Raw genomic sequence first — 25,134 nt, 5'->3', positions numbered from 1 at the left:
CTCACAAACTAATGCACCCACACGTGAAGATCAAACCTGCTGGTCAGAGCACTACGATCCCCCCTGGCGGCGAATCGCAGCCCTTGCCCTGCTCCACAGGAGTCCATTTCCTCTCCGCCCTGAAGGGCGGAGTATCCACGGAGGAATCAGATGACTGCTGAGCCCTCGCGTTCCGTCAAACCTCTGCGCGCTTCCGATGCCGACCGCGAGGCGGTGGTGGAACAGTTGCGGGAGGCGGCGGCCGAGGGACGCATCGACCTCGACGAGCTGGACACCCGTCTCGGGCTGGCCCTGTCCGCCAAGACCTACGCGGAACTGGCACCCCTCACCGAGGACCTGGTGCCCGTCGCGGTGGCCGCGGGCGAGCCGCTGGTCCTCGAAGGAGGCATGCACGGCGCGTCCCGCTCGGGCCGCTGGAAGGTGCCCCCGGCGATACGTGCCCGGGGCGGCGCCGGCGGCGTCAGGATCGACTTCACCCTCGCCGATTGCCGGTGGCGCGAGATCGAACTGGACGTGCGAGGGGGCATGGGGGGCGTGAAGATCGTCGTCCCGCAGGGCTGGACCGTGCAGACCGACGAGCTGTCCCTCGGCCTCGGCGGCCTGAAGAACAAGACCACGGGCGAGGGGTTCCCCGGTGCGCCGGTGCTCCGGGTGACAGGATCGTGCGGCATGGGGGGCGTGGTCGTTCGCCACCCCAACTTCCGGGAACGTCGCAAGCTGCGCAACGCCCAGACGCATTGAGACACCGGCACGCCGGGCCTGGCATCGCGACTCAGGGACGGAAGAACGACTCAGGGCCTGGAAGAACGGCTTCAGGGGCCGGAAGAACGGCTCTCGGGGCCTGGCATCGCGGCTCAGGTCCGTAAGGGCGGCTCAGGGCCGGAAGACCGCAACGGCCTCCTGACCCGGCTCCCGCCGGAACGTCAGCCGCAGGGCCATACCGATCACCAGGTCCGACTCCGCGCAGTCCACGATCTCCGTCATCATCCGCGGCCCCTCGGCCAGGTCGACGACGGCGGCGGTGTACGGAACCCGGGCGCCGAACGGCGGCAGGTCGTTGCGGTGGACGACCGACCACGTGTACAGCGTGGCGGCCCCGCTCGCCCGCTCCCACGCGACGTCCTCGCTCCAGCAGTACGGGCAGAACTCGCGCGGGTAGTGGTGGGCACGCCCGCAGGCCCCGCAGCGGCGTAGCAGCAGCCGCCCGCGGGCGGCGGCGTCCCAGTACGGGCGGGTGAAGGCGTCGGGTTCGGGAAGGTCGAAGCGCGGGGCGGCGCCGGTGGCGGTCACAAGAAGAGTCCGATCGCGTGGTCGAGGGACCAGGTCTGCCAGGACATCGCGAACAGCGCCACGAGCGAGATCAGCGCCATCATCGCGTTCTGCCCCTGCTCGGCCCAGTCGTGGATCATGAGCACGAGGTAGAGGAGGTTGAGGAGCAGCCCGCCGACGAGGGCGACGGGGGTGAACAATCCGGCGATCAGGCCGAGGCCCAGCGCGAGTTCGGCGTACACGACGATGTAGGCCATCGCCTTGGGGCGGGGGGCGACGATCCGCCGGAAGCCGGTGCGCACGGCACCCCACCGGTGTTTCGCCGCCACGTCGGCGGCCCAGGCGATGCCCGTGCCGCGTTCGAACCAGCCCTTCTTGTCCTTGTGCCGCCAGCTCTCCAGCCACCACAGCCCGAGGCCCACCCGGAGAACGGCCAGCCACTCGGCCCCGCCGAGCCAGATCGTCTGCATGAGCCCTCCCAGCCACGTTATCTGACGGTACGTCAGTTCACCCGATGTCGACGACGGACACAAGAGGCAGGCGCCCGTGAGCGATTGATTCCCGTGATCGATCGGCCCGTGATCGATTCGCAACCGATTCCGGTCTTGACCGAGACCCATCAAAAGACTTCGCGATTACGCTCCGAGCCATGTCGCACACCGCCACCGCCTCGGCTGGTTCCGCCTCGGCCCCCAACGACCGCACCGAGATTCGGCCCGTGTACGTCATCGGCGGCGGCCCGGGCGGGCTGGCCGCCGCCGCGGCCCTGCGCGAACGCGGGATACGGGCGGTGGTGCTGGAGAAGTCCGGCGACGTCGGGGCGTCCTGGCGCGGCCACTACGACCGGCTGCGCCTGCACACCACCCGCCGCCGGTCCGCGCTGCCGGGTCTGGCGATGCCGCGCCGGTTCGGGCGCTGGGTGGCTCGGGACGACGTGGTGCGCTACCTGGAGAAGTACGCCGAACACCACGAGTTGGAGGTGGTGACGGGCGTCGAGGTCTCCCGCGTCGACCGGGCCCCGGACGGCTCCGGCTGGCAACTGGCCGCGAGCGGCGGCCGGATGCTGACCGGGCGCGCGGTCGTGGTCGCCACCGGCTTCAACCACACCCCGCGCGTTCCCGACTGGCCGGGGCGCGACACCTTCACCGGCACGTTCGCGCACGCCTCGGAGTATCGCGATGCCGCTCCCTACGCGGGCCGGGACGTCCTCGTCGTCGGCATCGGCAACACGGGCGCGGAGATCGCCGTCGACCTGGTGGAGGGCGGGGCGTCACGGGTGCGGATCGCGGTGCGCACGGCGCCGCACATCGTGCGCCGCTCGACGCTCGGCTGGCCCTCCCAGGCGACGGCCGTCCTGGTGCGCAGGCTGCCGGTGTGGCTGGTGGACCCGGCCGCGCGCCTGATGAGCCGGCTGTCGGTGCCCGACCTCGGCGCGTACGGGCTGCCGCGTCCGGACACCGGGCTGTACTCACGGGTCCGGGAGGGCGCCATTCCGGTGCAGGACGTGGGGCTGATCGACGCGGTGAAGCGCGGCCGGGTGGTGCCGGTGGCGGCCGTCGAGTCGTTCGACGGGGACGCGGTGGTGCTGGCCGACGGGGACCGGATCACCCCGGACGCGGTGGTCGCGGCGACCGGATACCGGCGGTCCCTGGAAGGGCTGGTAGGCCACCTCGGCGTGCTGGACGCCCGGGGCCGCCCGGTGGTGCGCGGCGGCCGTACGCCCAAGCAGGCGCCCGGCCTGTACTTCACCGGGTTCACCAACCCGATCAGCGGCATGCTGCGCGAAATGGCCCTGGACGCCAGGAAGATAGCCAAGAAGATCGCCAGAAGGGCACCACGCCGCACCCGCTGACCGGCCTGCGCACCCAATGCCGCACATGCGCGCGGGGCGAGGTACGCGGCACGCGCACACGCGCGCGGCGTGACGGGGCCCGCAGACACGCGCGGGGCGCGACCGGACGGACCCGACCGCGCCCCGCGTTGCGCCTGCTATGCCGCAGGGGTGCTGTTCGAGGTGGCGTTCACCACCACCTGGGCCGTGTTGTTCCCGGCGTTCGGGTCGAACGGGAACGGCGTGCTGCCGAAGGCCGGCCGGAGAACGACCTGGCCGGTGGCATCGGGCACGACCCGGTCGATGCGCAGCTTGAACGGGAAGGCGTGCGTCGTGTCCGGCAGCGTCCAGTACGGCAGGTCGCACACGTAACGCGGGGCGCCGGTCCGGCCCGGCAGAGAGCCGTTGCCGTCCAGGGTGCGCGCTATGCACTCCTCGGGCACGGAGGTGACGGTGACGCCCTCGGGAACGGTGAAGTCGACCAGGGCGACGGGGTCCCCGGAGCCGAGGTTGCCCAGCCAGGCCGGGCCGTTGTTGCGGAAACCGAGTTCGGCGGTGACGGTCTCGCCGGCACCGCCCGCGACGCGGGCGCCTCGCGCCTCGAAGTCGGCGGTGTTCACCGCACCGAAGGAGGCGACGGTGTAGTTGTCCTCGTCCGCGAGATCGGTGGCCCCGTTGCCGGGCTCGACGCTGATGTCGAGGCGCTCGGCGTACGCGTGCGGGGCCAGGGCCACCCGTATCGGCTCGGGCAGCGCGAAGGACTCACCCGGTTCGAGGAGCTCGTCGAACGTACAGGTGGCCTCGGTCATCGGGGCGTAGTCGCCACCGATCGTCCGGTACGTGCACTCGGGGTACCGGGTGACGAGATCGAGCCCGTACGAGGCGACCAGCCTGGCGGTGAAGCCCTCGGAAGGGCCGTCGCCCTTGTTGGTGAGCGTGAACGGCACGGTGTGCGTGCTGCCCGGCTGGGCACCCTTCACCGGGGCGATGTTCCCGAGGGAGAGGTCCGGCCCGCCGGCGACGGTGAGCGTGGTGTCGAACGAATCGAGCGGCGCCTCCAGGGTGCCGGTGGGCCCGCCGGTGGCCACGGCGGAGTAGGTGATCCGCCCGTGCGCCCCGGCCGCCGCACCCTCGGCCGCCCGTACCGTGAGATGGACCTGCGGGCTGTACGCGTCGCCCATGACCGGGACCTCGGGAACGCCGCACACGGCGGTCGTCCCCCTCGGCGTGCAGTTGTCGGGCCAGGTCACCTCGGCCACACCGGCGATGCCGGAGATGTCGACCGTGAGCCGGCCGTCCGTGACGGCGAAGCTGTCGTTGTCGTGGTAGAGCCCGATGTCCAGCGAACGGCTCTGCGGCTCGCCGTCGGAACCACCACCGAGCGGCAGGCTCCGCTCACCGGGCGCGTTGATCCACAACTGGTCGGACTGGCCGGTCGGCTCCTCGGCGGACGCGGGCGCGGCGGCTCCGACGGCGAGCAGTCCGGCGGTCAGCAGACCGGTGGCTGCTGCGGCGGCGGTACGGGCCCCGAGGCGCGCGGTGCGCCGGGCGGCGGCAGGTCTCATTCTTTCTCCCAAAGGTGTGCCGTGGACGGCGGATTCGGCCGACGAAAGCCGGCCTGCACATGGGACGTTCAAGATCACCCGGTGGTTGTACGCCGCCACCTGCCCGCATCGCCTGCCCGCCGCACCGCCCGCCCGCATCAGCCTTTGCCTGCACACCCATTCCTGACGGCCCGTCAGTTCTGTAACCTGACACGGTGTCAGCTTTTGCCTGGCCGGAAACAGGCACCCGACGGACTTCGAGCAGGAGCGGGGCGGAACGATGCTTGGATCGACTCACGGCACCCTCACCACCGACTTCCGCGCCAGGGTGGTGGCCTGCGGCGAGGAACCGCACGCCACCGTCCGCTGCATGGCGACCGCCGCCACGGAGGGCGATCTCGATGTCAGCGGCCGTCCGCTGCACGCGCCCGTGCCGGACCTGGACCGGTTCTTCCGGCCCGAGTCCGTGGCCGTCGTCGGCGCCTCCGACGCCGAGGGACGCCCCAACACGGGGATCACGCGTCAACTGATCGCCTGGGCCGAACGGGTCGGCGCCCGGCTGCATCCCGTCCATCCCACCCGCGAGACCGTGTTCGGGCGGCCCTGCTTCCCGTCCGTGGCCGACCTGCCGGAGGAGGTCGACCTGGCCGTACTGCTGGTCGGCGATCCGCTCCCCGTGATCGAGGAACTCGCCCAGGCCAAGGTGAAGTTCGCGGTCGCCTTCGCCTCCGGGTTCGCCGAGACCGGCGACGAGGGCGCCGCCGCCCAGGCACGGCTGGCCGAGGCGGTGGAACGGTCCGGCCTGCGGCTGCTCGGGCCGAACACCAACCTCAACGCCTTCGAGAAGTTCCGGGGCGACCTGGACGGCCCGGCGATCGCCCTGATCACCCAGTCGGGCCACCAGGGACGCCCTGTGTACACCCTTCAGGAGCTGGGTGTGCGGCTCTCGCACTGGGCACCCACGGGCAACGAGGCGGACCTGGAGACCGCCGACTTCATCTCGTACTTCTCGCAGCGCCCGGAGGTCGGGGCCATCGCCTGCTACGTGGAGGGGCTCAAGGACGGGCGCTCCTTTCTGCTGGCAGCGGACCGGGCCGCGCGGGCCGGGGTACCGGTGGTGGCGGTCAAGGTGGGACGCACGGAGACGGGGGCCAGGACGGCCGCGTCACACACCGGCAAGCTGACCGGTGCCGACGAGGTGGTGGACGCGGCGATGCGGCAGTTCGGCGTGATCCGGGTGGACGGGCTCGACGAACTCCAGGACACCGCCGCCCTGCTGGCGCGGGCCCGCAAGCCGCTGGCCGACGGCGTCGTCGTGTATTCGATCTCCGGCGGCACGGGCGCGCACTTCTCGGACCTGGCGACCGCGGCCGGCCTGAAGCTCCCCACCCTGTCCGAGGAGAAGCAGCGCGAGCTGCACACCTGGATACCCGGCTACCTGAACGTGGCGAACCCCGTCGACAACGGCGGGCACCCGGTCGGCGACTGGCGGGGCCGGAAAATCATCGACGCGATCCTCGCCGACCCGGACGTAGGAGTGCTGATCTGTCCGATCACCGGCCCCTTCCCGCCGATGAGCGACAAGCTCGCGCAGGACCTGGTGGACGCGGCGGAGGCCACGGACAAGCTGGTCTGCGTGGTGTGGGGCTCGCCCGTCGGCACCGAGGACGCGTACCGCACGACGCTGCTCGGTTCGTCCCGCGTCGCCACGTTCCGTACGTTCCGCAACTGTGTCACCGCCGTGAAGGCGTATCTGGACCACCACCGGTTCACCACCCGTTACCGCTCCCCCTTCGACGAGGCACCGCGCACGCCGTCTCCGTCCTTCCGCAAGGCCCAGGGGCTGCTGCGCGCGGGCGACCAGCTCAGCGAGCACGCGGCGAAGCAACTGCTGCGGGCGTACGGGATCCGTGTCCCGCGCGAACAACTGGTGACCAGCGCGGCGGCGGCCGTCCGGGCAGCGGGGCTGGTCGGCTACCCGGTCGTCATGAAGGCGTCGGCGGCCCGGCTCGCCCACAAGACGGAACTGGGCCTCGTCAAGGTCGGACTGACCTCCGCCAGCCAGGTGCGGGACGCGTACCGCGAGCTGACCGACATCGCGCGGTACGAGGACATCGACCTGGACGGCATCCTGGTCTGCCAGATGGTCGAGCGGGGCGTCGAGATGATGGTCGGCGTCACGCAGGACGCGCTGTTCGGCCCGACGGTGACGGTCGGGCTCGGCGGCGTGCTCGTCGAGGTGCTGCACGACGCGGCCGTACGGGTGCCGCCGTTCGGCGAGGACCAGGCCCGGTCGATGCTCGGCGAACTGCGCGGCCGGGCCCTGCTGGAGGGTGTGCGCGGCGGCCCGCCGGCGGACGTGGACGCGCTCGTGGAGGTCGTGCTGCGGGTGCAGCGGATGGCGCTGGAACTGGGTGACGACCTCGCCGAACTGGACATCAACCCGCTGATGGTGCTGGGGCGGGGACAGGGCGCGGTGGCACTGGACGCGCTGGCCGTCTGCCGCTGAGGGAGCGTGGGACCGACGCCCCCGTCGGTCCCGCCGGACCCATCGGACACGTCGGCCCGACCGGCCCGGCCCACCCCACCGGACCGCCCCGGCCCACCGCAACCACCCGGTCCCCCGTTCCGCCCCGTGCCGCGCACGGCCCCACCACCTGCCAAGGAGCTGCCTCATGCCGTCCTCCCCCGAAGACACCGCCGAGCACCACACCGAACGCGATCAGCCCTCCCGACACACCGGGCACGACGAGCACGCCGAACGAACCGGTCCGGCCCCATCGGCCGACCCGCTCGATTCATTGGTACTCCACACCACTGACAACGGCGTCTCGTGGATCACGCTCAATCGCCCGGAGGCGATGAACGCCGTCACCTGGGACCAGCGGGAACGCCTCATCGCCCTGCTCGCCGACGCCTCCGCCGACCCGGCGGTCCGGGCGGTCGTCCTCACGGCCACCGGCCGCGGCTTCTGCGCGGGAGCCGACCTGCGCGGCTCCCCGGCGACGGGCTCCTCCGCCCCCGGCACCCGCGCGCCCGGCGACCGGATTGCGGGGGACGTGGCCCGGACGATCCGGCTCGGCGCGCAACGCCTGATCGCCGCGGTCCTGGACTGCGAGAAGCCGGTGATCGCGGCGGTCAACGGCACGGCGGCGGGTATCGGCGCCCACCTCGCGTTCGCCTGCGATCTGGTACTGGCCGCCGAGTCGGCCACGTTCATCGAGGTGTTCGTACGCCGCGGTCTCGTGCCGGACGGCGGTGGCGCCTATCTGCTGCCGCGCCTGATCGGCCCGCAGCGAGCAAAGGAGCTGATGTTCTTCGGGGACTCCCTCCGGGCGGCGGACGCGGAGCGCCTGGGCCTGGTCAACCGGGTCGTACCGGACGGGGAGCTTGCGGCGACGGCCCGCGCCTGGGCCGAACGGCTGGCCGAGGGCCCGACGCGGGCCATCGCCCTCACGAAACAGCTCGTGAACGCCTCGCTGGAGTCCGACCGGGCGACGGCCTTCGCGGCGGAGGCCATGGCACAGGAGATCAACATGACCACGCACGACGCCAACGAGGGCGTGACCGGCTTCATGGAGCGGCGGGCACCGAAGTACCGGGGGCGGTGAGGGCCCGGGGTCCGGCGGCGATCGTGCCGGACCCGGCCGCGGCCGCGAGGGGCCCGGTCGTTCGGGCCCCCGGACCTCGCTCTGCTACTTCTTCCCGGCGAAAACTTCCTCGACGGTGGAGGCGTTCGGAGCCCGCAGCAGCCATTGATTCAGCGTCTCGACATCACCACAGCCCAGGATCTGCGCACGGGCCTCGTCCGAGACATCCACACCGGCCTGCCCCAACAGAAGCAGCACACTCCGCGCGATGCCCTCGGCGCGGCCCTCGTCCCGGATCTCCTCCGAAAGGGCCGACTTGTAGAATGAAAGATCCACGGCCACCAGGTTCCTCCACTGTTGTGCGGCCGGGCGATTGCCCAGGCCCTGTGCGGTGAGTTCGACAATCGGATCGGCGATGGTTTCCGGCACATCCCGCAGAGCGCTCGACAGCGTCTTCAACATGGTACCGATGTCCGGATCGCTTGCATGTGTGATCGCCGCCAGCGTGGCCAGTGCCAGGTCCTTACGCGCCTCGGCCACGTCCTTGATCACCGGCATGTTGTGCGGACCCACGACGAGGGGGCGCAGGGTGAGTACGGGCGCCTCCGGATGTCCGACGGAGTACGGCCGAGCGGCCCATTCGGCGGTCGCCCGGTCCTGACAGACGACCAGCAGCATGGGCGGCAGCCTGTACTTGGCCTGCAAGTAGGACAGGTAGTACATCCAGCTCACTGGCTTTTCCGGATCCTTCTTCCCCTGAGCCTCGATCGCCAGGAGGTACGAGTGGTCGTCGTCCTCCATGTCGATCCGCAGCAGGGTGTCCACCCGGCGTTCGAGTGGCCGGTTCTCGGTGAGGTCAGTGGGCATGACGGTGGCCGAGACCGGGGAGTCGATGGAGATTCCCAGCACCTCGGAGACACGGGAGAAGAGCCCGGGATACTCCTGAAAGATGCGGTGCATCGCCTCGTGGGACGAGCTGACCATACGGATTTCCTTGGAATTGCTTGGAAACGAACGGAGGGCGTGGCCTGGTGAAGACGCACGGGCCACCGACGGGCTTACGGGTCCATGTGCGGGGCGGAGGAAACGGCGAGTGACGGCCCGTCCGGCGGTATGTCGCGGACGGTCCCGGGCCACATATGCCTGGAAGGCCGTGTTGCGTTCTGCCGGCGACGTCGCGTCCCCGAAGCTGTTCGCCTGGCGAGCATATGCCCGACAACCAGGCCTATTTCCAGCTCAGTTGGCCTGGTTCAGCCGAGCGTGTGACGGGACGGCGAGAGCGTGATCGCACGGATATTCGCTCACGCACCGCTCGGCGGTCGGAGGGCCAGGCAGGCCGATCCCGGTAGCGGTGACCGGCCCCGGTCACGGCGCGGGGGCGAGGTCGAGATCGAGTTCGGCCCAGACGGTCTTGCAGGGCAAGGGCCCCGGGCTGACGCCCCAACGGTCCGCCAGCGCCTCGACGATCAGCAGCCCGCGCCCGGACTCGCGGTCGGCGTCCGGTACCAGCGTGTGCCCCGGCTCGGGCGGCAGGCGCTCGCCCCGTGCGTCACTCACCTCGACGCGCAACACCGCGCCCCCGCCGTACAGGGCGAGCCCGAGCCGGAAGTCCCTCCCCCGCGCCCGACCGTGGGCCACGGCATTGGCCGCCAGTTCCGCCACGATCTGGACTGCGGCCTCCGCCCGCGACGTGACGCCCCACTCGTCCAACTGCGTCGTGGCGAGCAGCCGGGCCAGCCTGGCACCTCGGCGGGTGGGCGAGAGCAGCACGGCGAACGCGCGGATAGCACCGCTGTGTTGAGGGAGGGTGATTTCTTCTTTCACACCACTCAGCCTCGCCGAACCGATCTACGCTGACCAGTGATCAGCCGAATGCGTACGGTAACTGTCCGCCGCTTGTCCGGAGCTGTCGGGGCTGTCCGGAGCGTGCATACGAACAGACACGGCCGTCGCGATGACGATGACACGAGGGCATGGCGGAGGTGGCGCGGATGCGGGTGGATGCGGACGGTACGGAACGGTCCGGTACCGATACGGACGAGCCCGGCTGGGAGGTCGACCCCGACGACGAGTCCGGCGCGGCCGTCGTGGCCACGGTGGGGCGCCAGCTGAAGCTGCGCCGGGAAGCCGCAGGGATGCGGGCGGCCGAATTCGGCCTCGCGATCGGGTACGGCGAGGACCAGGTCTACAAGGTCGAGGACGGAAAGCGGATTCCGCGCCCGGAGTATCTGGACAAGGCCGACAGGACCTTGAAGGCGGGCGGGCTGATCTCCGCCATGAAGGCGGATGTGGCGGAGGTCCGGTACCCGAAGAAGATCCGGGACCTGGCTCGGATGGAGGCTCGGGCGGTGGAGTTGCTGTCGTACGGCAGCCACAGCCTGCACGGGCTACTCCAGACCGAGGAGCACGCCCGAGCGCTCCTCAAAACCAGGCGCCCCACCTTTTCGGACGACGAGGTGGAACGCGGAGTGGCAGGCCGCGTGGCCAGACAAGCCATTTTCGATCGCTCACCTGCGCCCGAACTGAGCTTTGTCCAGGAAGAGTCGACGCTCAGGCGCCCCACCGGAGGCACGATGGTCCAGCGCAGGCAGTTGGAACACCTCTTGGAGGTGGGACAGTTGCGCAATGTGGAGATCCAGGTGATGCCGATCGCTCGTTGGAATCACCCTGGGACAGGTGGGCGGATCCAGGTGCTGAAGTTCGGGGACGGCACCGCAGTCGGGCGTACCGACGACGAGTTCGGGGGACGCCCCGTCTCCAGCCCGAAGCATCTGAGGATCCTCGAACTCCGCTATGGCATCATCCGATCGGAGGCTCTCAGCGCACGGGAGTCGCTGGCTTTCATCAAGCGAATGCTGGAGGAAACATGATCCGGAATGCCTCTACTGGAGACGATTCCGAGCTGACGTGGTTCAAGAGCAGCTACAGCGACACCAGCAATCCAAATGACTGCGTCGAGGTCGCCACCACCGCTCACACGATCCACATCCGTGACTCCAAGAATGTCCCGGGCCCGCTGTTCACCGTGTCACCCGGCACCTGGAGCGACTTCGTGACGTACGCCGCCGATCTCTGATCTGCGCGGCACCCGTGCCTCGCCCTCGTAACGGGGGCGAGGCAGATCACCAAGCCGACATGTACCAACGAGTGCTGGAGGAAAGGTGATCCGGAACGCCTCTGCCAGGAACGGCCCCGAGCTGACGTGGTTCAAGAGCAGCTACAGCGACAGCAGTAGCGGAAACGACTGCGTCGAGGTCGCCACCACCCCCCGCACCGTCCACATCCGTGACTCCAAGAACGCGAACGGCCCCCACCTCTCCCTCGCCCCCACCACCTGGGCGGACTTCCTGGTGTACGCCACCGGCGGCTGACCAGTCGGTCGGCGAGTGATCAGCGACCGGTCAGCGCGTGGTCAGCGTGTACCAGTCCGGTGAATCCGGGTCTCCGTACTCATAGTTGAGTTCGATCCGGTCCGGCGTACCGCTGATCCGCCACCCGCCGATTGCGTCGTAGTCGGGGCAGCCACCGACCCGGAGCCGTACGCGCTGCCCCCAGGTCGTGGAGTCACCCGCTTCGTAACTCCATGTGCCCCGCCCCGAGCAGCGGTGCTTCGCGGGGGCCGACTTCGCCGGGTCCGGCCACGCGTTCTCGGGGTCTGCCAGCGCGTCGGCGTGTGCCGTGCCGTCGGCGGCCAGGCGCAACGTGCCGCCCCCGCCGTCGGTCCAGGTTCCGGCGAGCCGGGCGGTGTCGACCTTCGGCGGGCGGTACTCCGTGACCAGTCCGGTGCCGTACAGGCCCGCGCCGATCCCGTACACGGTCACGGCGGCGACCACGCACCAGCCGAGCACGCCCCGCAAGCGGCGGCGCCGCAGCACGACCTCGCGGGCCACGAGCGCGGTGGCCGTCAGCAGCGACGCGCCCACTGTCCAGCACAGGAGCAGCGACAGCGGGGCCGGATGCCAGGCGATGCCTGCCACGGCGGCGCCCACCGTGGCCGGGACCAGCGCGGTCGCCGGGACCCACCACCACACTTCGCGTCCGGTGAACCGGGCACTCGCCCAGCACGCCGCCGCGACGGTCGGGAGCACCACCAGCAGGCTCGCCACCAGGAAGAACGGGGCGCCGAAGCAGAGCAGGAACGGCACCATCAGCAGTACGGCTGCCGGGTCGACCGGCGGAGCGGGAGCCGGGAAGGCGAGTTCCACGACCCCCGCGATCTCCACGGCCAGCAGGACCAGCATGAACTGGGTGATCGCGCTCGCCGCGATCGGCCGACCGCTCCAGATCGTCCATGCCGCAACGGCCGGTCTCGCACCTCCCCCGATACGCGTCGACACGCGCCCTCCCCTCCCCCGTACTGTCCGCGCCGCCGCACTCGCCCGCCGCCCAGGCCGGACCGAAGCGGCTCCGGGCGGCTTGAAGCTTCTCCGAAGCGTTTCCGGAGCGAGAGTAGTCCTGCTCTTCCGTCCGGATTCGCCGCCCCCACCCCTTCCGATCTGACGTGCCGTCAGTTTCAATGGTTGTGTGATGGGACACGCAGGAATGGCCGCAACCGCCGTCCGGTACCTCAGGTCCGTCGGCGCCGCCACCAGTGCCGGGCCGACGCCGGTCGATCCGCTGCCGCGCCCGGATCTGCGGGCCGTCGCCGAGGACGAACGGGCCCCCGTCGACCCGGCGGAATTCCGCCGCGTACTGGGTCACTTCGCCAGCGGGGTCACCATCGTCACCGCGCACGACCCGGGCGGCGGCGCCCCGGAGGCGCCCGCGGGGCAGGGGGGCACGGCAGGGCAGGAGGGGCCCGCGGGCTTCGCGTGCCAGTCGTTCGCGTCGCTCTCCCTCGATCCGCCCCTGGTCGCGTTCATGGTCGCCCGTACGTCGACGACCTGGCCGCGCATCGCCCGCGCCGGAGCCTTCTGCGTCAACGTGCTCGGGGCGGACCAGGAGGCGTTGTGCCGGAGCTTCGCGGTGAGCGGGGCCGACAAGTTCGCCGGGGTGGCGTACGAGGCGGCCCCGGTGACCGGCTCACCGCTGCTGGACGGCGTACCGGCCTGGATCGACTGCCGGATCCACGCCGTCCACACCGGGGGCGACCATCTGATCGTCGTCGGCCGGGTGGAGGCGTTGGGAACGGCGGACTCGGCGGATCCGGTGGGCGAAGACAGGGCCGCGGACGGTCCGTTGCTGTTCCACCGAGGGCGGTTCGGGCGGTTCAGCCAGTGACCGGTTCTCCGGCCGGCCGCCCGTCGCGGCGGCGTCGGACAGCCAGGGTCATCAGGGCGGCTGTCGCGCACAGCACTCCCGACGCGCACCAGACCACGACGTAAGAGACGAACAGGTCGTAGAGCCAAACACGTCGCACGGCACGCCGCCCAGGAACGCCACCGGCGCCGCGCCCACCTGGTGGGAGCCGAGGGCGCGACCGAAGACGATGGCGCTGTCCTCCCGTACTGCTCGCGGCAGAGGGCAAGCGTCGGCGGCGTACCGAATCCGACGCGTTCGCCTCGTTCGCGCCCTGGCGTGCTCCTTTCGCGCATAGGATCACTGGGCCACGCCTTCGAGCCGATGCCCGCCTCAGGCCGAACCGGGCACCAGCCGCGCCCCGATGCTGCGCCGGGAGAGGTCGGCCGGCAACCCGGTCAGTTGCAGCAGTTCGACCGGGTCCTGCCCCCGGCCGGGATCAGAAGACCAGCACCCCCCGGGCCACCCGGCCGTGGTGCGCGTCGTCCGCCGCCTTGGCGAAGTCCTCCACCGGGTAGGTCTCGGTGACGAGTTCGTCCAGCAGCAGCCTGCCGTCCCGGTACAGCTCCGCGTACAGCGCGATGTCCCGTTGCGGACGCGAGGAGCCGTAGCGGCATCCCAGGATCGACTTGTCCAGGTACATCGACGAGACGAGGAACGACGCCTCCGCCGTCGCCGCCGGGACACCCAGCAGGACCGCCTGCCCGTGCCGGTCCAGCAGGTCGATCGCGGTGCGGATCAGTTCCGTACGGCCCACGCACTCGAAGGCGTGGTCGGCGCCGTGCGGCAGGATCTCCCGTACGGCCCCGACCGAGGCGGAGGTCAGGAAGTGCGTGGCGCCGAAGCGCCGGGCCACCGCCTCCTTCGCCGGGTTGGCGTCGATCGCGATGATCGTCAGGGCGCCCGCGATCCGGGCACCCTGGATCACGTTGAGCCCGATGCCGCCGGTGCCGATCACCACCACCGTGTCGCCGCGGTCGACCCTCGCCCGGTTGAGCACGGCCCCGACCCCGGTCAGCACTCCGCAGCCGATCAGGGCCGCCGAGGTGAGCGGCAGGTCGGCCGGGATCTTCACCGCCTGCACGGCCTTGACCAGGGTCCGTTCCGCGAAGGCCGAGTTGGAGGCGAACTGGTACAGCGGCTCGCCCCGCCGGGAGAACGGCCGCCCCGGCATCCCGATCGCCTTGCGGCACATCGTCGGCCGACCCCGGTCGCACTGCGCGCACGCCCCGCAGTTGGCCAGCGTCGACAGGGCCACGTGGTCGCCGGGCACCACATGGCCGACACCCGCGCCGACCGCCTCCACCACACCCGCGCCCTCGTGCCCCAGCACCACGGGCGACGGGAACGGGATCGTCCCGTCGACCACCGACAGGTCGCTGTGACACAGCCCGGCCGCGGCCACCGCCACCAGCACCTCGCCGGGCCCCGGCTCCCGTATCTCCAGATCGTCGACGACCTCGGTGCGACTGCCGTCGAAGACGACGCCTCTCATCCCGTCTCCCTCGGTAGGCCGAGCACCCGCTCGGCGATGATGTTCCGCTGGATCTCGTCCGAGCCGCCGTAGATGGTGTCGGACCGGGTGAACAGGAACAGCCTTTGCGCCTCGTCGAGTTCGTACGGCGCGCTCGACGTCCAGTCGTGCGGGCCGACGGCCCCGGACGCGCCCCTGATCCGTACGGCGAGTTCGCCCAGGCGCTGATGCCAGCCGCCCCAGAGCAGCTTCGCCACGCTGGGCGCGCCGCGGTCGCCGACGGCTCCCAGGGTGCACAGCGCGTTCCAGCGCATGACCTTGAGCTCCGCCCACTGGCGGACGAGGCGTTCGCGCAGTACCGGGTCGGTGACGGCGCCGGTGGTCACGGCGTCCCGCACCACCCGGTCGAGCTCGGCGGCGAAACCGATCTGCTGGACGAGCGTGGAGACGCCGCGTTCCAGGGCCAGCAGCCCCATGGCCACGGCCCAGCCGTTGCCCTCGCCGCCGACGCACTCCTCGGCGTGCGCCCCGTCGAAGAAGACCTCGTTGAACTCGCTGGTCCCCGACATCTGGCGGATCGGCCGCACCTCGATCCGACCCGGCTGGTCCATCGGCACCAGCAAGAACGACAGGCCGTGATGGCGCCGGGAGCCGGGCTCCGTACGGGCCAGCACGAAGCACCAGTCGGCCTCCCGGGCGAGCGACGTCCAGATCTTCTGCCCGGTCACGCGGTGGCCGCCGCGGGAGGTGTCGGGGACGGCGCTGGTCCGTACGCCGGCGAGGTCGGATCCGGCGCCGGGTTCGCTGTAGCCCTGGCACCACAGCTCCTCGCCGCGTGCGACGGGGGGCAGGAAGCGCCGTCGCTGCTCAGGGGTGCCGTGGGCGATCAGCGTCGGGGCCAGGAGGTTTTCGCCGATGTGGCCGACCCGGGCGGGGGCGGCGGCGCGGGCGTATTCCTCGGCCCAGACGATCTGCTGGGTGAGGGTCGCCCGCCGGTTGCCGTACCCCCCGCCGTCCCCGTGGCCCCGCTGTCCGCCCCGCTGTCCATCCCGGTGTCCGCCCCCGTCTCCGCCACCCTCTCCGCCACCGGGGCTCTGCCAGCCGAGGCCGATCCAGCCGCCGCGCCCGAGTTCGCGTTCCCAGGCACGACGCACGGCGACGCTCTCGTGCTCGCTGCCCGGACCACCGGTACCGGCCGCCTGCGCGTACGGGCCGACGAGGTGCTCTCGCAGCCAGGCGCGGGCCTCCGCGCGGAAGGCGGTGTCGTCCGGGCCAAAGGTGAAGTCCACGTTGCCTCCTGCGCACGGGTGGGGCTGCTGTGTACGGGTGGGCTCTGCGTACGGGCGAGGCTCCCGGGTACGGACGGGCGGGGCTCTGCGTACGCGCGGGTGGGCTCTGCGTACGGACGGAGAGCGTCCGCGTCAGGCGTTCGGCCGGGCCTTGGCCGCCGCCGCCGCGGCCATCTCCTCCAGCTGCGCCAGCATCGGCATGGGATCGGTGCCCACCGTCCCCGGCAGGAAGTCGGCGATCCGTTCCGGGGTCCACGGCCCCTGCGCGTACCCCGCGCGCAGTTCCCTCGGCTGCGCCCAGACCGCGATCTTCGGCCCGGCGACCGTGTACACCTGGCCGGTGATCCGCTCCTTGCGGGCCCGGTCGCTGAGCAGGTAGACGACGAGCGCCGCCACGTCCTCCGGCTCGCCGATCTCCTTGAGCTCCATGGGCACGTTGGCGGACATCCGGGTGCGGGCGACCGGGGCGACGGCGTTCGCCGTGACGCCGTACTTGTGCAGACCGAGGGCCGCACTCCGTACCAGCGAGATGATCCCGCCCTTCGCGGCGCTGTAGTTGGCCTGGGCGACGCTGCCCTGGTGGTTGCCGCTGGTGAAACCGATGAGCGTGCCGCCGCCGTCCTGCTTCCGCATCACGGCCGACGCGGCGCGGAAGACGGTGAACGTGCCCTTGAGATGGGTGGCGACCACCGGGTCCCACTCCTCCTCGGACATGTTGAACAGCATGCGCTCGCGCAGGATGCCGGCCACGCACACGACCCCGTCGATCCGCCCGTACCGCGCCAGCGCCGTGTCCACGATCCGCTGTCCGCCCGCCATCGTGGAGATGTCGTCGGCGACGGCCACCGCCTGCCCGCCCGCCGCCTCGATCTCCTTGACGACGGACTCGGCCACCTCGCTGCTGGGCTCGCCGCCGTCGATGGAGACGCCGTAGTCGTTGACGACGACCCGCGCGCCCTCGGCCGCCGCCGCGACCGCGACCGCCCGCCCGATGCCGCGACCGGCACCCGTCACGGCCACCACCTTGCCTGCCAAGAAGTTCCCCATGCCCGGCCCCTTCCCGTAGTTTCTGACGGACCGTTAGATTTTATGGGCCATCAGGTCCGCGAACACAAGCCCCGGGAGGCGCCGTGTCACTGCCGGAGGAGTTCCACGACATCGCCACGCGCGTGAACAACTGGGGCCGTTGGGGCGCCGATGACGAGATCGGGACGCTCAACCTGATCAGCGACTCCGTCGTACGGGACGCCGCCGCCACGGTCCGCTCCGGGCAGCGCGTCCCGCTCGCGCTGCCTCTCCAACAGGACGGCGTGCAGAGCGGGCTGGTCCCCGGAAGGATCAACCCGCTGCACACCATGGTCCAGATCAACCAGGAGCTCTTCGGCCCCGGCACCGTCGCCACCAGCGACGACTCGGCCGTGTTGAGCCTCCAGACGGCCACCCACTGGGACGCCCTCACCCACGTCTCGCACTCCGGGAGGATCTACAACGGCCGCCCGGCCGGCACGATCACCGCGCACGACGGAGCGCGGTTCAGCGGCATCGACAAGGTGCCGCACCTCGTCTCGCGCGGGATCCTGCTCGACGTGGCCCGCGCGCACGGCGTCGACCGGCTGCCCGGCGACCACGCCGTCACCCCGGAGGACCTGGACGCGGCGGAGGACCTGGCCGGGGCCCGGGTCCGGGCCGGCGACATCGTCCTCGTACGGACGGGGCAGATGCAGGTCTATCTGGCGGGCGACAAGCCCGCGTACGCCTACCCCTCGCCCGGCCTCTCGATACGCACACCCGAGTGGTTCCGCGCGCGCGACGTGGCGGCGGTCGCCAACGACACCCTGACGTTCGAGATCTTCCCGCCCGAGATCGAAGACCTGTGGCTGGGGGTGCACGCGCTGGACCTGGTCGAGATGGGCATGCTGCAGGGCCAGAACTGGAACCTGGAGGCGCTGTCCACGGCCTGTGCGCAGGAGAAGCGTTACGCCTTCCTCCTGTCGGCCATGCCGGAACCGTTCGTCGGCGCCACGGGCACCCCGGTCGCTCCGGTCGCCGTGCTCTGACCCGGGCACTCCGCCGGCTCCCGGCCGCGGCCCGAAGGGCCCGACTCGGCCCCGACCACCCCTCGGACCACCACTGCTTTAACCTTTATGCACGTCCTTGACGCGGGTCTTTCACGCACGTCGCGTGACAGCGCGCGGGGGCTCGTACGCCTTGTGGTCCCCGCTCCCCGTGCCGCCCACGCCTCCCGTGCCGCCCCCGCACGAGGCACCGCCCCCGCACCGCGTACCGCCCGTGCACGATGCGCCGTGGACGCCGCGCGGGGTGTGGGCGCCCGGCGCCGCGTGGGTGTCCTTCGCCCCCGGGGGGGGCCGCAGGGCCTGGCCGCCCGGGTGCAGGGCGACGACCTGGACCAGTGGGGGCTTCCGGTCGACCTCGCACCAGATGCGCTTGCCCGCGCCCTCCGGCTGCCAGCCCCAGCGGTCGGCGAGGCCGTCGACCAGTTCCAGGCCGCGGCCGCCGGTGTCCTCTCCCTCCGCGTGACGCTGCTGAGGCGGGCGGCAACTGGCGTCGGCCACCTCGACCCGTACCGTCCCGGAGCCGCCCGCCGAGCCGAACAGCATGCGCAGCACGGCCGGACGGCCGGTGTGGACCACCGCGTTCGTGACGAGCTCCGAGATCAGCAGGATGAGAGTTTCGGCCAGCGGCTCGTCTCTCCTCATCCCCGCCCCGATCAGTCTCGACCGGGCCCATCTGCGGGCCCGCCCGACCTCTGCGGGATCCGGACCGATCTCCAGCTGAACCTGAAGCACCTGCACCGCTCACACCATCCGAACCGGCGGACACATCGCCTCGCGCCTCCTCGGGGTCACGGAACGTGATTCCCGTACGCGACAGCATGGTTGACGTACAGTCACCGCAACAAGCGCTTCGGGCATATTCCAGCGCGAAGGAGTACGCGTGGTCCATACTGTGCGACGCACATTGCGCGGAGTCGAACAGAAGCGCGTGGAGGTTGCGGGAATCTCCCGAGCGGGACCGGTGTCACCACCGAAAACGCGGGCCGGGCGCCCCCTCCGGTCCGGAGCTGCCACGCAGGCATCACCCGGACCATCCGGCACACCCGGTTCCAGAACCTCTCGCACCCCACGGAGAGTACCCGAGGCGACCGCCGACTCCGCCCCGTGACGGATTCCGCCGCGGGAACACGCCCCGCCCCTGAGGCGGCCGAGCACACGACGACTCCGCACGGTGAGGACCCGAGGGCCGTCCGTCACCTCCCGGCGAACCACGTTCGCACACGTCTGCGGGCGGGAATCCTTCACGGAACCTGACCGAATCGAGCACGGATTCGGACCGCACGCCACGAATCCCGACCGGAACGAACACAGGTCCGAGACACGCTCACCACAGATCCGACGCCAGCCGTTCCTCGGCCGCCGCCGCCGCGATCCACCGACCGGAGCGCAGCCAGGCCCGTTTGAGGTGCAGGTGGACGTCCGCCTCCCAGGTGAAGCCCATACCTCCGTGCACCTGGAGGCAGTCGCGGGCGTTGCGGACCGCCGCGTCGTCGGCGAGCAGCTTGGCCCCCGCGATCTCGACGGGGTCTGCGGTCACGGCCGCCGCATAGACGGCGCAGCGCGCCAGTTCGGCCCGGACCAGCATGTCGGCGCACAGGTGTTTGACCGCCTGGAACGATCCGATCGGAGCACCGAACTGCTCGCGCTCACTGGCGTGTTGGACTGCCATCTCGGTCGTGCGGGCGGCGCTGCCGAGTTGTTCGGCGGCGGCGAGCAGGGCGCCCTCGTCACGCCACCGGTCCGCCTCCCCGTGCGGCCCCCCGCCGGCCGGCCGACTGTGTGTTCCAGTGAGGCCGGTGGGACTGGTGGGGGCGGTGAGACTGACGAGACTGGCAGGGCCTGTGAGACTGGCGGGGTCAGTGAGACTGGTGAGACCGGCGGGACCGGTGATCCGCCACAGCGGGGTGAGCGGGTCGAGCGACCGTACGGGTTCGGCGAACTCACGTACGAGGCCCCGCAGTTCCCCGCCCGTCACGGCGTGCGCCCGCTCCGGTGCCGGCGCCGGTTCCTCCGGCTGCGACACCCGATCCGACACCCGCTCCGGCGCCCGGGCCCCCTGATACTCCGGGCCGAGCACCAGCAGTCCGTCCGCGTCCCCCAGGTGCTCCACCGGTCGTCCCGGCTCCAGCACGGTGACCACCGCCGTCCCCTCCGCAGCACCCTTCACGGTCCCCGCCGCGAGGTGGGTGGCGATCAGCGGTCCGGGCAGCAGCGCCCGCCCGGCCTCCTCGAAGAGGAGGACCGCCTCGGGCAGCCCGAGCCCGGCGCCGCCCTCCGTCTCCGCCAGCCGCAGCGCGAAGAACCCGGCCTCTCCGAGCTCCCGCCACAGCCCGCGGTCCACCGCCGTACCGGCATCGAGAGCCGCCCGCATCCGGTCCCTGCCGAAGCGTCCGGCGAGGATGTCCCGTATCCCCGCGCGCAGCGCCCGCTGGTCGTCCGAGAGCTGGAAGTCCATGGCCGGTTCAGCGCCCCTTCGGCAGGCCGAGCATCCGCTCGGCGACGATGTTCCGCTGGATCTGCGAGGTGCCCGCGGCGATCGTGTACGAGAGCGAGGAGAGCCGGTCCAGGACCCATTCCCGGTCCAGGTCGGCGGCGTCCGCGCCGAGCACCTCGGCGGCCGTCTCGTACAGCTCCTGACGGGCGTGCGAGTAGCGCAGTTTGAAGACCGAGCCCCCGGTGCCGGGCACACCGCCCGTGCCGGACCGGCCCGTGCCGCGCCCGACGGGGCCCGTCCTCGACGCCTCGCAGACGTTCCACTGGGTGAGCCGCCACAGCGCCCGGAACTCGGCGTTCAGCCTGCCCAGCCGCCGGCGCAGCACCGGGTCGTCCCAGCGTCCGTTGGTCCGGGCCTCGGCGGCCAGGGCGGCCAGGGTGCGGCGGCAGGCGACGACCTCGCCGACGAAGGCCGTGCCGCGTTCGAAGGAGAGCGTGACCATGGTGACCCGCCAGCCGTCGTTCTCCGCCCCGACCCGGTGGGAGACCGGCACCCGCACCTCGTCGAGGAACAGCTCCGCGAACTCGGTGGACCCGGCGAGGGTGCGCAGCGGGCGGACGGTGACGCCCGGGGTGTCCATCCTCATGGCGAGCCAGGTGATGCCCCGGTGCCGGGGGGCCGCGGGGTCGGTGCGCACCAGGAGTTCGCACCAGTCGGCGACCTCCGCGTGCGAGGTCCAGATCTTCTGCCCACTCACCACGTAGTGGTCGCCGTCGCGCACCGCCCGGGTCCGCAGCGAGGCGAGGTCCGATCCGGCGTCGGGCTCGCTGAACCCCTGGCACCAGACCTCGTCGCCGCGCAGCACCGGCGGCAGCCAGCGCGCCCGCTGCTCGGCGGTGCCCTCGGCCACGACGGTGGGTCCGGCGTGCAGCAGCCCGACGAAGTTGGCGCCGACGTACGGGGCGCCCGCCTTCTCCGTCTCCTCCAGGAAGATCAGGTGCTGGGTCGCGGTGGCGCCCTGTCCGCCCGCGTCGACGGGCCAGTGCAGGCCCGCGTAGCCGGCGTCGTACAGCATCCGCTGCCAGGCGGTGTCGTACGCGCGCCGGCCCGGCCAGTCGTCGGGGGCGGGCTTCGCGGGCAGCGAGGGCAGTACGGTGGCCAGCCACGCGCGCAACCGCGTCCGGAATTCCTGCTCCGCCTCCGTGTACGCGAGATCCATCGCGCCCCTACTCCCCTGGGCCCGTAGGCCCGTTCGGGTGCGGGCGGCGGTCCCGGTCGAGGTCGAGACCGAGCATCCGGATCGCGTTTCCGCGCATCAGTTTGTAGACGGTCTCGTCGTCCAGTCCCTTGACGTGGTCGAGCGCGACCTCCTTGGTGTGCGGGAACGTCGAGTCGACGTGCGGGTAGTCGGTCTCGAAGGTGGCGTTGTCCCGTCCGACGACGTCGAGCGAGGCGACCCCGTGCTTGTCGCGGAAGAAGCAGCAGAAGATCTGCCGGTAGTAGTACGTGGAGGGCGGCTCGGGGACGAGGCCCCGCACCCCGCCCCAGGCCCGGTGCTCCTCCCAGACGTCGTCGGCGCGTTCCAGCGCGTACGGGATCCAGCCCATCTGGCCCTCGCTGTAGGCGAGTTTCAGGCGTGGGTGGCGCACCAGGACCCCGCTGAACAGGAAGTCCATCATCGAAGCCATGGCGTTGTTGAAGGAGAGGCTGGCCTGGACGGCGGGCGGCGCGTCCGGGGAGGCGGCGGGCATCTGCGAGCTGGACCCGATGTGCATGTTGACGACCGTGCCGGTCTCCTGGCAGGCGGCGAAGAACGGGTCCCAGTAGCCGGAGTGGATCGACGGCAGACCGAGGTGGGTGGGGATCTCGGAGAACGTCACGGCCCGCACCCCGCGCGCCGCGTTGCGGTGGATCTCCGCGACCGCCAGGTCGATGTCCCAGAGCGGGATGATGCAGAGCGGGACGAGCCGTCCGCCGCTGTCGCCGCACCACTCCTCGACCATCCAGTCGTTGTAGGCGCGGACGCAGGCGAGCGCTACTTCCTTGTCCCGCGCCTCGGCGAAGGTCTGGCCGCAGAAGCGCGGGAAGGTGGGAAAGCACAGGCTCGCCTCGACGTGGTTGAGGTCCATGTCCTTGAGGCGCTCGGCGGGATCCCAGCAGCCGGGCCGCATCTCGGCGCGGGTGATGCCCTCCAGCGTCATGTCGTCGCGGTCGAAGCCGACCGCGGCGATGTTCCGCTTGTACGGGAACTTCAGGTCCTCGTAGATCCACCAGTCCGTGGGCGGCCCGTCCGGGTCCATCGTGATGACGTACTTGCCGCCGGTGTACTCCAGTTCCCCGATGCCCGCGGTGAGCGGCTGCGGGCCCCGCTCGCGGTACTTGGCGGGCAGCCAGGTGGAGAAGAGGTGCGGCGGCTCGATCACATGGTCGTCGACGCTGACGATCCGAGGCAGTTCCGTCATCGTGTCCCCTTCTCCGTCACGGTGTCCCCTTCTCCGTCCCCGGCGGGCTCTTTCGCGCTTTCCCGATGTTCATTTCTGATGGCCCGTCAGATTCGGTCTCGGACTCAGGCTAGCCCCGCACCCCTGGACCGACAAGGCGCGGCGCTCTACGCTCTCCGCACGATCTGACCCACCGTCAGCTTCTGAGGGGTTCGCCGTGGACGAGACCGCACACGCGCTGGGCACGTCGGGCACTTTCTGGGAACTCGTCGAGCGACGGGCCGCCCTGACACCGGACCGCCCGTTCCTGATCCAGGACGACCGGGCCCTGACCTTCGGGGAACTGCGGGACCGCGGCGAACGGGTCGCGGCCGGGCTCTGGGGAATGGGGGTACGCCCCGGCAGCGTGGTCGCCTGGCAACTGCCGACCCGGATCGAGACGGTGCTGCTGTCGTTCGCGCTGACCCGGATCGGGGCCGTGCAGTCGCCCGTCATCCCGTTCCACCGGGACCGCGAGACCGGGTTCGCGCTGCGCGAGTCGAAGGCCGCCTTCTTCGCCGTACCGGGCACCTGGCGCGGCTTCGACCACACGGCGATGGCGCACCGGCTGGTCGCCGCACAGACCTCGCCACCGGCCTCCGCGCCGACGTCGGGCGCGGCGACGGAACCAGGCCCGGCGGCGGGGCGTCCGCCGCTGGTCTTCGAGGTGTACGCGTCACTGCCGGACGGCGAACCGGCCGTGCTGCCGCCGCCGCCCGCCGACGGGACCGCGGTCCGCTGGATCTACTGGACCTCGGGCACCACCTCCGACCCGAAGGGGGTCCTGCACACCGACCGCAGCCTGATCGCGGGCGGCTCGTGCCTGGCCCACGCGCTGCGCCTGTCGGACGACGACATCGGCTCGATCGCGTTCCCGTTCGCCCATGTCGGCGGGCCGGACTACGCGGTGATGCTCCTGCTCTACGGGTTCCCGGCGGCGCTCTTCGAGCACTTCGCGATGCCGGACGCGCTGGCGGAGTACCGGCGCCACGGGGTGACGGTCGCGGGCGGTTCCACGGCGTTCTACTCGATGTTCCTGGCCGAGCAGCGCAAGGCCCCGGACCGCCGGCCGGTCCCCACCCTGCGGCTGCTGGCGGGCGGCGGAGCGCCGAAACCACCGGAGCTCCACCACGCGGTCGTACGGGAGATGGGCGTCCAGCTCATCCACGGGTACGGCATGACCGAGGTCCCCATGATCACGATGGGCGCCCCCGACGACACGCCGGAACACCTCGCCAGGACGGAGGGGCGCCCGCCCCCGGGCATGGAGATCCGGATCACGGACGAGGGCGGCAAGCCATTGCCGTACGGGACGGACGGCGAGGTGCGGTTGCGCGGGGAGGCCGTCTGCGAGGGCTATCTGGACCCGGCCGCGACGGCGGCGGCCTTCGACGCCGACGGGTTCCTGCTCACCGGGGATGTCGGCCATGTCGAGCCGAGCGGGCACCTGGTGCTCACCGGGCGACTGAAGGACATCATCATCCGCAAGGGCGAGAACGTCTCCGCCAAGGAGATAGAGGACCTGTTGCACGGGCACCCGGACGTCGGGGACGTGGCGGTGATCGGGCTCCCGGACGCGGAGCGCGGCGAGCGGGTCTGCGCGGTCGTGGAGCAGCCCGCGGGCGCGGCCCCGTTGACCCTGCCGGACGTGACCGGCTACCTGCGGGAACAGGGGCTCTCCGTGCACAAGCTGCCGGAGCAACTGGAGGTCGTCGCGGAGCTGCCGCGCAACGAGACCCTTCGGAAGGTGCTGAAGTACCGGTTGCGCGAGCGATTCTCCTGACGGCGGCCGGTGACCCGTTTCCCGGCCCTCGCGGCCCTCCCGCCCTCCCGGCTCCCCCGGCCCTCCCGGCTCCCCGTTCCTCCGGCCCTCTCGGCGTCCCTGTCTCCCGGCTCTCCCGGTCCTCGCG

22 protein-coding genes and 2 pseudogenes are annotated in these 25,134 nt (G+C 71.4%); 10 read left to right on the top strand and 14 right to left on the bottom strand.

The features are described from left to right. The first annotated feature begins 150 nt into the window (after nucleotides 1–150). Nucleotides 151–741: a DUF1707 domain-containing protein gene (locus tag ACGF2V_RS23435; protein ID WP_362630479.1), complete on the top strand. Its 591-nt coding sequence runs from the start codon at nucleotides 151–153 to the stop codon at nucleotides 739–741. A gap of 132 nt (nucleotides 742–873) precedes the next feature. On the opposite strand, the gene ACGF2V_RS23430 is transcribed toward ACGF2V_RS23435, so the two are convergent. Next, nucleotides 874–1,290, bottom strand: coding sequence for a Zn-ribbon domain-containing OB-fold protein (locus tag ACGF2V_RS23430; RefSeq protein ID WP_362630482.1), 417 nt, complete (start codon nucleotides 1,288–1,290; stop codon nucleotides 874–876). Beyond that, complete coding sequence (locus tag ACGF2V_RS23425) at nucleotides 1,287–1,739, bottom strand: DoxX family protein (protein WP_362630485.1); 453 nt, start codon at nucleotides 1,737–1,739, stop codon at nucleotides 1,287–1,289. The genes ACGF2V_RS23430 and ACGF2V_RS23425 overlap by 4 nt, the downstream gene beginning before the upstream one ends. Nucleotides 1,740–1,918: 179 nt before the next feature. Here ACGF2V_RS23425 and ACGF2V_RS23420 point away from each other — a divergent pair, with 179 nt between their 5' ends. After that, nucleotides 1,919–3,121 (top strand): NAD(P)/FAD-dependent oxidoreductase, encoded by a 1,203-nt coding sequence (locus ACGF2V_RS23420; RefSeq protein WP_362709364.1) that lies wholly within the window; start codon nucleotides 1,919–1,921, stop codon nucleotides 3,119–3,121. 137 nt (nucleotides 3,122–3,258) lie between these two features. Here ACGF2V_RS23420 and ACGF2V_RS23415 read toward each other — a convergent pair whose 3' ends face one another. Beyond that, nucleotides 3,259–4,665, bottom strand: coding sequence for a hypothetical protein (locus tag ACGF2V_RS23415; RefSeq protein ID WP_362709361.1), 1,407 nt, complete (start codon nucleotides 4,663–4,665; stop codon nucleotides 3,259–3,261). A 259-nt stretch (nucleotides 4,666–4,924) separates the two neighbouring features. On the opposite strand from ACGF2V_RS23415, the gene ACGF2V_RS23410 reads away from it, so the two are divergent. Both ACGF2V_RS23410 and ACGF2V_RS23405 read left to right on the top strand, forming a co-directional pair. Then, nucleotides 4,925–7,153, top strand: a complete 2,229-nt coding sequence (locus ACGF2V_RS23410; protein WP_362630494.1) for an acetate--CoA ligase family protein — start codon at nucleotides 4,925–4,927, stop codon at nucleotides 7,151–7,153. 166 nt (nucleotides 7,154–7,319) lie between these two features. Continuing rightward, nucleotides 7,320–8,255: an enoyl-CoA hydratase-related protein gene (locus ACGF2V_RS23405; protein WP_362709357.1), complete on the top strand. Its 936-nt coding sequence runs from the start codon at nucleotides 7,320–7,322 to the stop codon at nucleotides 8,253–8,255. Between the two features lie 84 nt (nucleotides 8,256–8,339). On the opposite strand, the gene ACGF2V_RS23400 is transcribed toward ACGF2V_RS23405, so the two are convergent. Together ACGF2V_RS23400 and ACGF2V_RS23395 are read right to left on the bottom strand one after the other, a co-directional pair. Beyond that, nucleotides 8,340–9,218, bottom strand: coding sequence for a hypothetical protein (locus tag ACGF2V_RS23400; RefSeq protein ID WP_362630501.1), 879 nt, complete (start codon nucleotides 9,216–9,218; stop codon nucleotides 8,340–8,342). 381 nt (nucleotides 9,219–9,599) lie between these two features. Beyond that, nucleotides 9,600–10,058, bottom strand: coding sequence for an ATP-binding protein (locus tag ACGF2V_RS23395; protein ID WP_362630508.1), 459 nt, complete (start codon nucleotides 10,056–10,058; stop codon nucleotides 9,600–9,602). A gap of 167 nt (nucleotides 10,059–10,225) precedes the next feature. Here ACGF2V_RS23395 and ACGF2V_RS23390 point away from each other — a divergent pair, with 167 nt between their 5' ends. The 3 genes from ACGF2V_RS23390 (at nucleotide 10,226) to ACGF2V_RS23380 (ending at nucleotide 11,605) form a co-directional block, all read left to right on the top strand. Next, nucleotides 10,226–11,104: a helix-turn-helix transcriptional regulator gene (locus tag ACGF2V_RS23390; RefSeq protein WP_362630511.1), complete on the top strand. Its 879-nt coding sequence runs from the start codon at nucleotides 10,226–10,228 to the stop codon at nucleotides 11,102–11,104. Next, nucleotides 11,101–11,310, top strand: coding sequence for a DUF397 domain-containing protein (locus ACGF2V_RS23385; RefSeq protein WP_362630514.1), 210 nt, complete (start codon nucleotides 11,101–11,103; stop codon nucleotides 11,308–11,310). Before ACGF2V_RS23390 ends, ACGF2V_RS23385 begins: the two co-directional genes overlap by 4 nt. An 85-nt stretch (nucleotides 11,311–11,395) precedes the next feature. Beyond that, the gene (locus ACGF2V_RS23380; RefSeq protein WP_362709355.1) at nucleotides 11,396–11,605 is read left to right on the top strand and encodes a DUF397 domain-containing protein; all 210 of its coding nucleotides are present in this window, start codon (nucleotides 11,396–11,398) and stop codon (nucleotides 11,603–11,605) included. A gap of 30 nt (nucleotides 11,606–11,635) precedes the next feature. Here ACGF2V_RS23380 and ACGF2V_RS23375 read toward each other — a convergent pair whose 3' ends face one another. Continuing rightward, nucleotides 11,636–12,571, bottom strand: coding sequence for a hypothetical protein (locus tag ACGF2V_RS23375; protein ID WP_362630520.1), 936 nt, complete (start codon nucleotides 12,569–12,571; stop codon nucleotides 11,636–11,638). Between the two features lie 205 nt (nucleotides 12,572–12,776). Between ACGF2V_RS23375 and ACGF2V_RS23370 the strand changes: the two genes are divergently transcribed. Further along, complete coding sequence (locus tag ACGF2V_RS23370) at nucleotides 12,777–13,454, top strand: flavin reductase family protein (RefSeq protein WP_362630526.1); 678 nt, start codon at nucleotides 12,777–12,779, stop codon at nucleotides 13,452–13,454. Here ACGF2V_RS23370 and ACGF2V_RS23365 read toward each other — a convergent pair. The 4 genes and pseudogenes from ACGF2V_RS23365 to ACGF2V_RS23350 form a co-directional block, all read right to left on the bottom strand. Next, nucleotides 13,444–13,711 (bottom strand): annotated as a pseudogene (locus ACGF2V_RS23365) (MFS transporter); the annotation flags it as partial. The gene ACGF2V_RS23370 and the pseudogene ACGF2V_RS23365 overlap by 11 nt on opposite strands. Nucleotides 13,712–13,911: 200 nt before the next feature. Next, a complete protein-coding gene (locus ACGF2V_RS23360) occupies nucleotides 13,912–14,967 on the bottom strand; it encodes a Zn-dependent alcohol dehydrogenase (protein ID WP_362709352.1) in 1,056 nt (351 codons plus the stop codon). After that, nucleotides 14,964–16,235, bottom strand: a complete 1,272-nt coding sequence (locus ACGF2V_RS23355) for an acyl-CoA dehydrogenase family protein (RefSeq protein ID WP_362624280.1) — start codon at nucleotides 16,233–16,235, stop codon at nucleotides 14,964–14,966. The genes ACGF2V_RS23360 and ACGF2V_RS23355 overlap by 4 nt, the downstream gene beginning before the upstream one ends. Nucleotides 16,236–16,367: 132 nt before the next feature. Beyond that, nucleotides 16,368–17,282: an SDR family oxidoreductase gene (locus ACGF2V_RS23350; RefSeq protein ID WP_362624278.1), complete on the bottom strand. Its 915-nt coding sequence runs from the start codon at nucleotides 17,280–17,282 to the stop codon at nucleotides 16,368–16,370. 83 nt (nucleotides 17,283–17,365) lie between these two features. Here ACGF2V_RS23350 and ACGF2V_RS23345 point away from each other — a divergent pair, with 83 nt between their 5' ends. Beyond that, nucleotides 17,366–18,292 carry a cyclase family protein gene (locus ACGF2V_RS23345; RefSeq protein WP_362709350.1) on the top strand — a complete coding sequence of 309 codons (927 nt, stop codon included), beginning with the start codon at nucleotides 17,366–17,368 and terminating at the stop codon, nucleotides 18,290–18,292. A gap of 303 nt (nucleotides 18,293–18,595) precedes the next feature. On the opposite strand, the pseudogene ACGF2V_RS23340 reads toward ACGF2V_RS23345, so the two are convergent. From ACGF2V_RS23340 to ACGF2V_RS23325, 4 genes and pseudogenes are all read right to left on the bottom strand, one after another. Then, nucleotides 18,596–19,048: pseudogene (locus ACGF2V_RS23340) on the bottom strand (ATP-binding protein); the annotation flags it as partial. Between the two features lie 586 nt (nucleotides 19,049–19,634). Beyond that, nucleotides 19,635–20,765 carry an acyl-CoA dehydrogenase family protein gene (locus ACGF2V_RS23335; RefSeq protein WP_362624275.1) on the bottom strand — a complete coding sequence of 377 codons (1,131 nt, stop codon included), beginning with the start codon at nucleotides 20,763–20,765 and terminating at the stop codon, nucleotides 19,635–19,637. Nucleotides 20,766–20,772: 7 nt separating this feature from the next. Continuing rightward, nucleotides 20,773–21,963 (bottom strand): acyl-CoA dehydrogenase, encoded by a 1,191-nt coding sequence (locus tag ACGF2V_RS23330; protein WP_362709347.1) that lies wholly within the window; start codon nucleotides 21,961–21,963, stop codon nucleotides 20,773–20,775. Nucleotides 21,964–21,970: 7 nt separating this feature from the next. Next, a complete protein-coding gene (locus tag ACGF2V_RS23325; RefSeq protein ID WP_362624271.1) occupies nucleotides 21,971–23,206 on the bottom strand; it encodes an amidohydrolase family protein in 1,236 nt (411 codons plus the stop codon). Between the two features lie 196 nt (nucleotides 23,207–23,402). Between ACGF2V_RS23325 and ACGF2V_RS23320 the strand changes: the two genes are divergently transcribed. Beyond that, on the top strand, nucleotides 23,403–25,007 hold the full coding sequence (locus ACGF2V_RS23320; protein ID WP_362624269.1) for an AMP-binding protein: 1,605 nt from the start codon (nucleotides 23,403–23,405) through the stop codon (nucleotides 25,005–25,007). Nucleotides 25,008–25,134 lie beyond the last annotated feature (127 nt).

The sequence above is a fragment of the Streptomyces sp. NPDC047982 genome (genome assembly GCF_043204165.1).
Classification (GTDB): domain Bacteria; phylum Actinomycetota; class Actinomycetes; order Streptomycetales; family Streptomycetaceae; genus Streptomyces.
This window is presented reverse-complemented; position numbering and strand designations above follow the sequence as displayed.

Excerpts from the sequence above, each read along its gene's own strand:
- ACGF2V_RS23435 (WP_362630479.1), top strand. The coding sequence starts at position 151 with ATGACTGCTGAGCCCTCGCGTTCCGTCAAACCTCTGCGCGCTTCCGAT.
- ACGF2V_RS23425 (WP_362630485.1), bottom strand. The coding sequence starts at position 1,739 with ATGCAGACGATCTGGCTCGGCGGGGCCGAGTGGCTGGCCGTTCTCCGG.
- ACGF2V_RS23420 (WP_362709364.1), top strand. The coding sequence starts at position 1,919 with ATGTCGCACACCGCCACCGCCTCGGCTGGTTCCGCCTCGGCCCCCAAC.
- ACGF2V_RS23415 (WP_362709361.1), bottom strand. The coding sequence starts at position 4,665 with ATGAGACCTGCCGCCGCCCGGCGCACCGCGCGCCTCGGGGCCCGTACC.
- ACGF2V_RS23410 (WP_362630494.1), top strand. The coding sequence starts at position 4,925 with ATGCTTGGATCGACTCACGGCACCCTCACCACCGACTTCCGCGCCAGG.
- ACGF2V_RS23405 (WP_362709357.1), top strand. The coding sequence starts at position 7,320 with ATGCCGTCCTCCCCCGAAGACACCGCCGAGCACCACACCGAACGCGAT.
- ACGF2V_RS23400 (WP_362630501.1), bottom strand. The coding sequence starts at position 9,218 with ATGGTCAGCTCGTCCCACGAGGCGATGCACCGCATCTTTCAGGAGTAT.
- ACGF2V_RS23390 (WP_362630511.1), top strand. The coding sequence starts at position 10,226 with ATGCGGGTGGATGCGGACGGTACGGAACGGTCCGGTACCGATACGGAC.
- ACGF2V_RS23385 (WP_362630514.1), top strand. The coding sequence starts at position 11,101 with ATGATCCGGAATGCCTCTACTGGAGACGATTCCGAGCTGACGTGGTTC.
- ACGF2V_RS23370 (WP_362630526.1), top strand. The coding sequence starts at position 12,777 with ATGGCCGCAACCGCCGTCCGGTACCTCAGGTCCGTCGGCGCCGCCACC.
- ACGF2V_RS23360 (WP_362709352.1), bottom strand. The coding sequence starts at position 14,967 with ATGAGAGGCGTCGTCTTCGACGGCAGTCGCACCGAGGTCGTCGACGAT.
- ACGF2V_RS23350 (WP_362624278.1), bottom strand. The coding sequence starts at position 17,282 with ATGGGGAACTTCTTGGCAGGCAAGGTGGTGGCCGTGACGGGTGCCGGT.
- ACGF2V_RS23335 (WP_362624275.1), bottom strand. The coding sequence starts at position 20,765 with ATGGACTTCCAGCTCTCGGACGACCAGCGGGCGCTGCGCGCGGGGATA.
- ACGF2V_RS23330 (WP_362709347.1), bottom strand. The coding sequence starts at position 21,963 with ATGGATCTCGCGTACACGGAGGCGGAGCAGGAATTCCGGACGCGGTTG.
- ACGF2V_RS23325 (WP_362624271.1), bottom strand. The coding sequence starts at position 23,206 with ATGACGGAACTGCCTCGGATCGTCAGCGTCGACGACCATGTGATCGAG.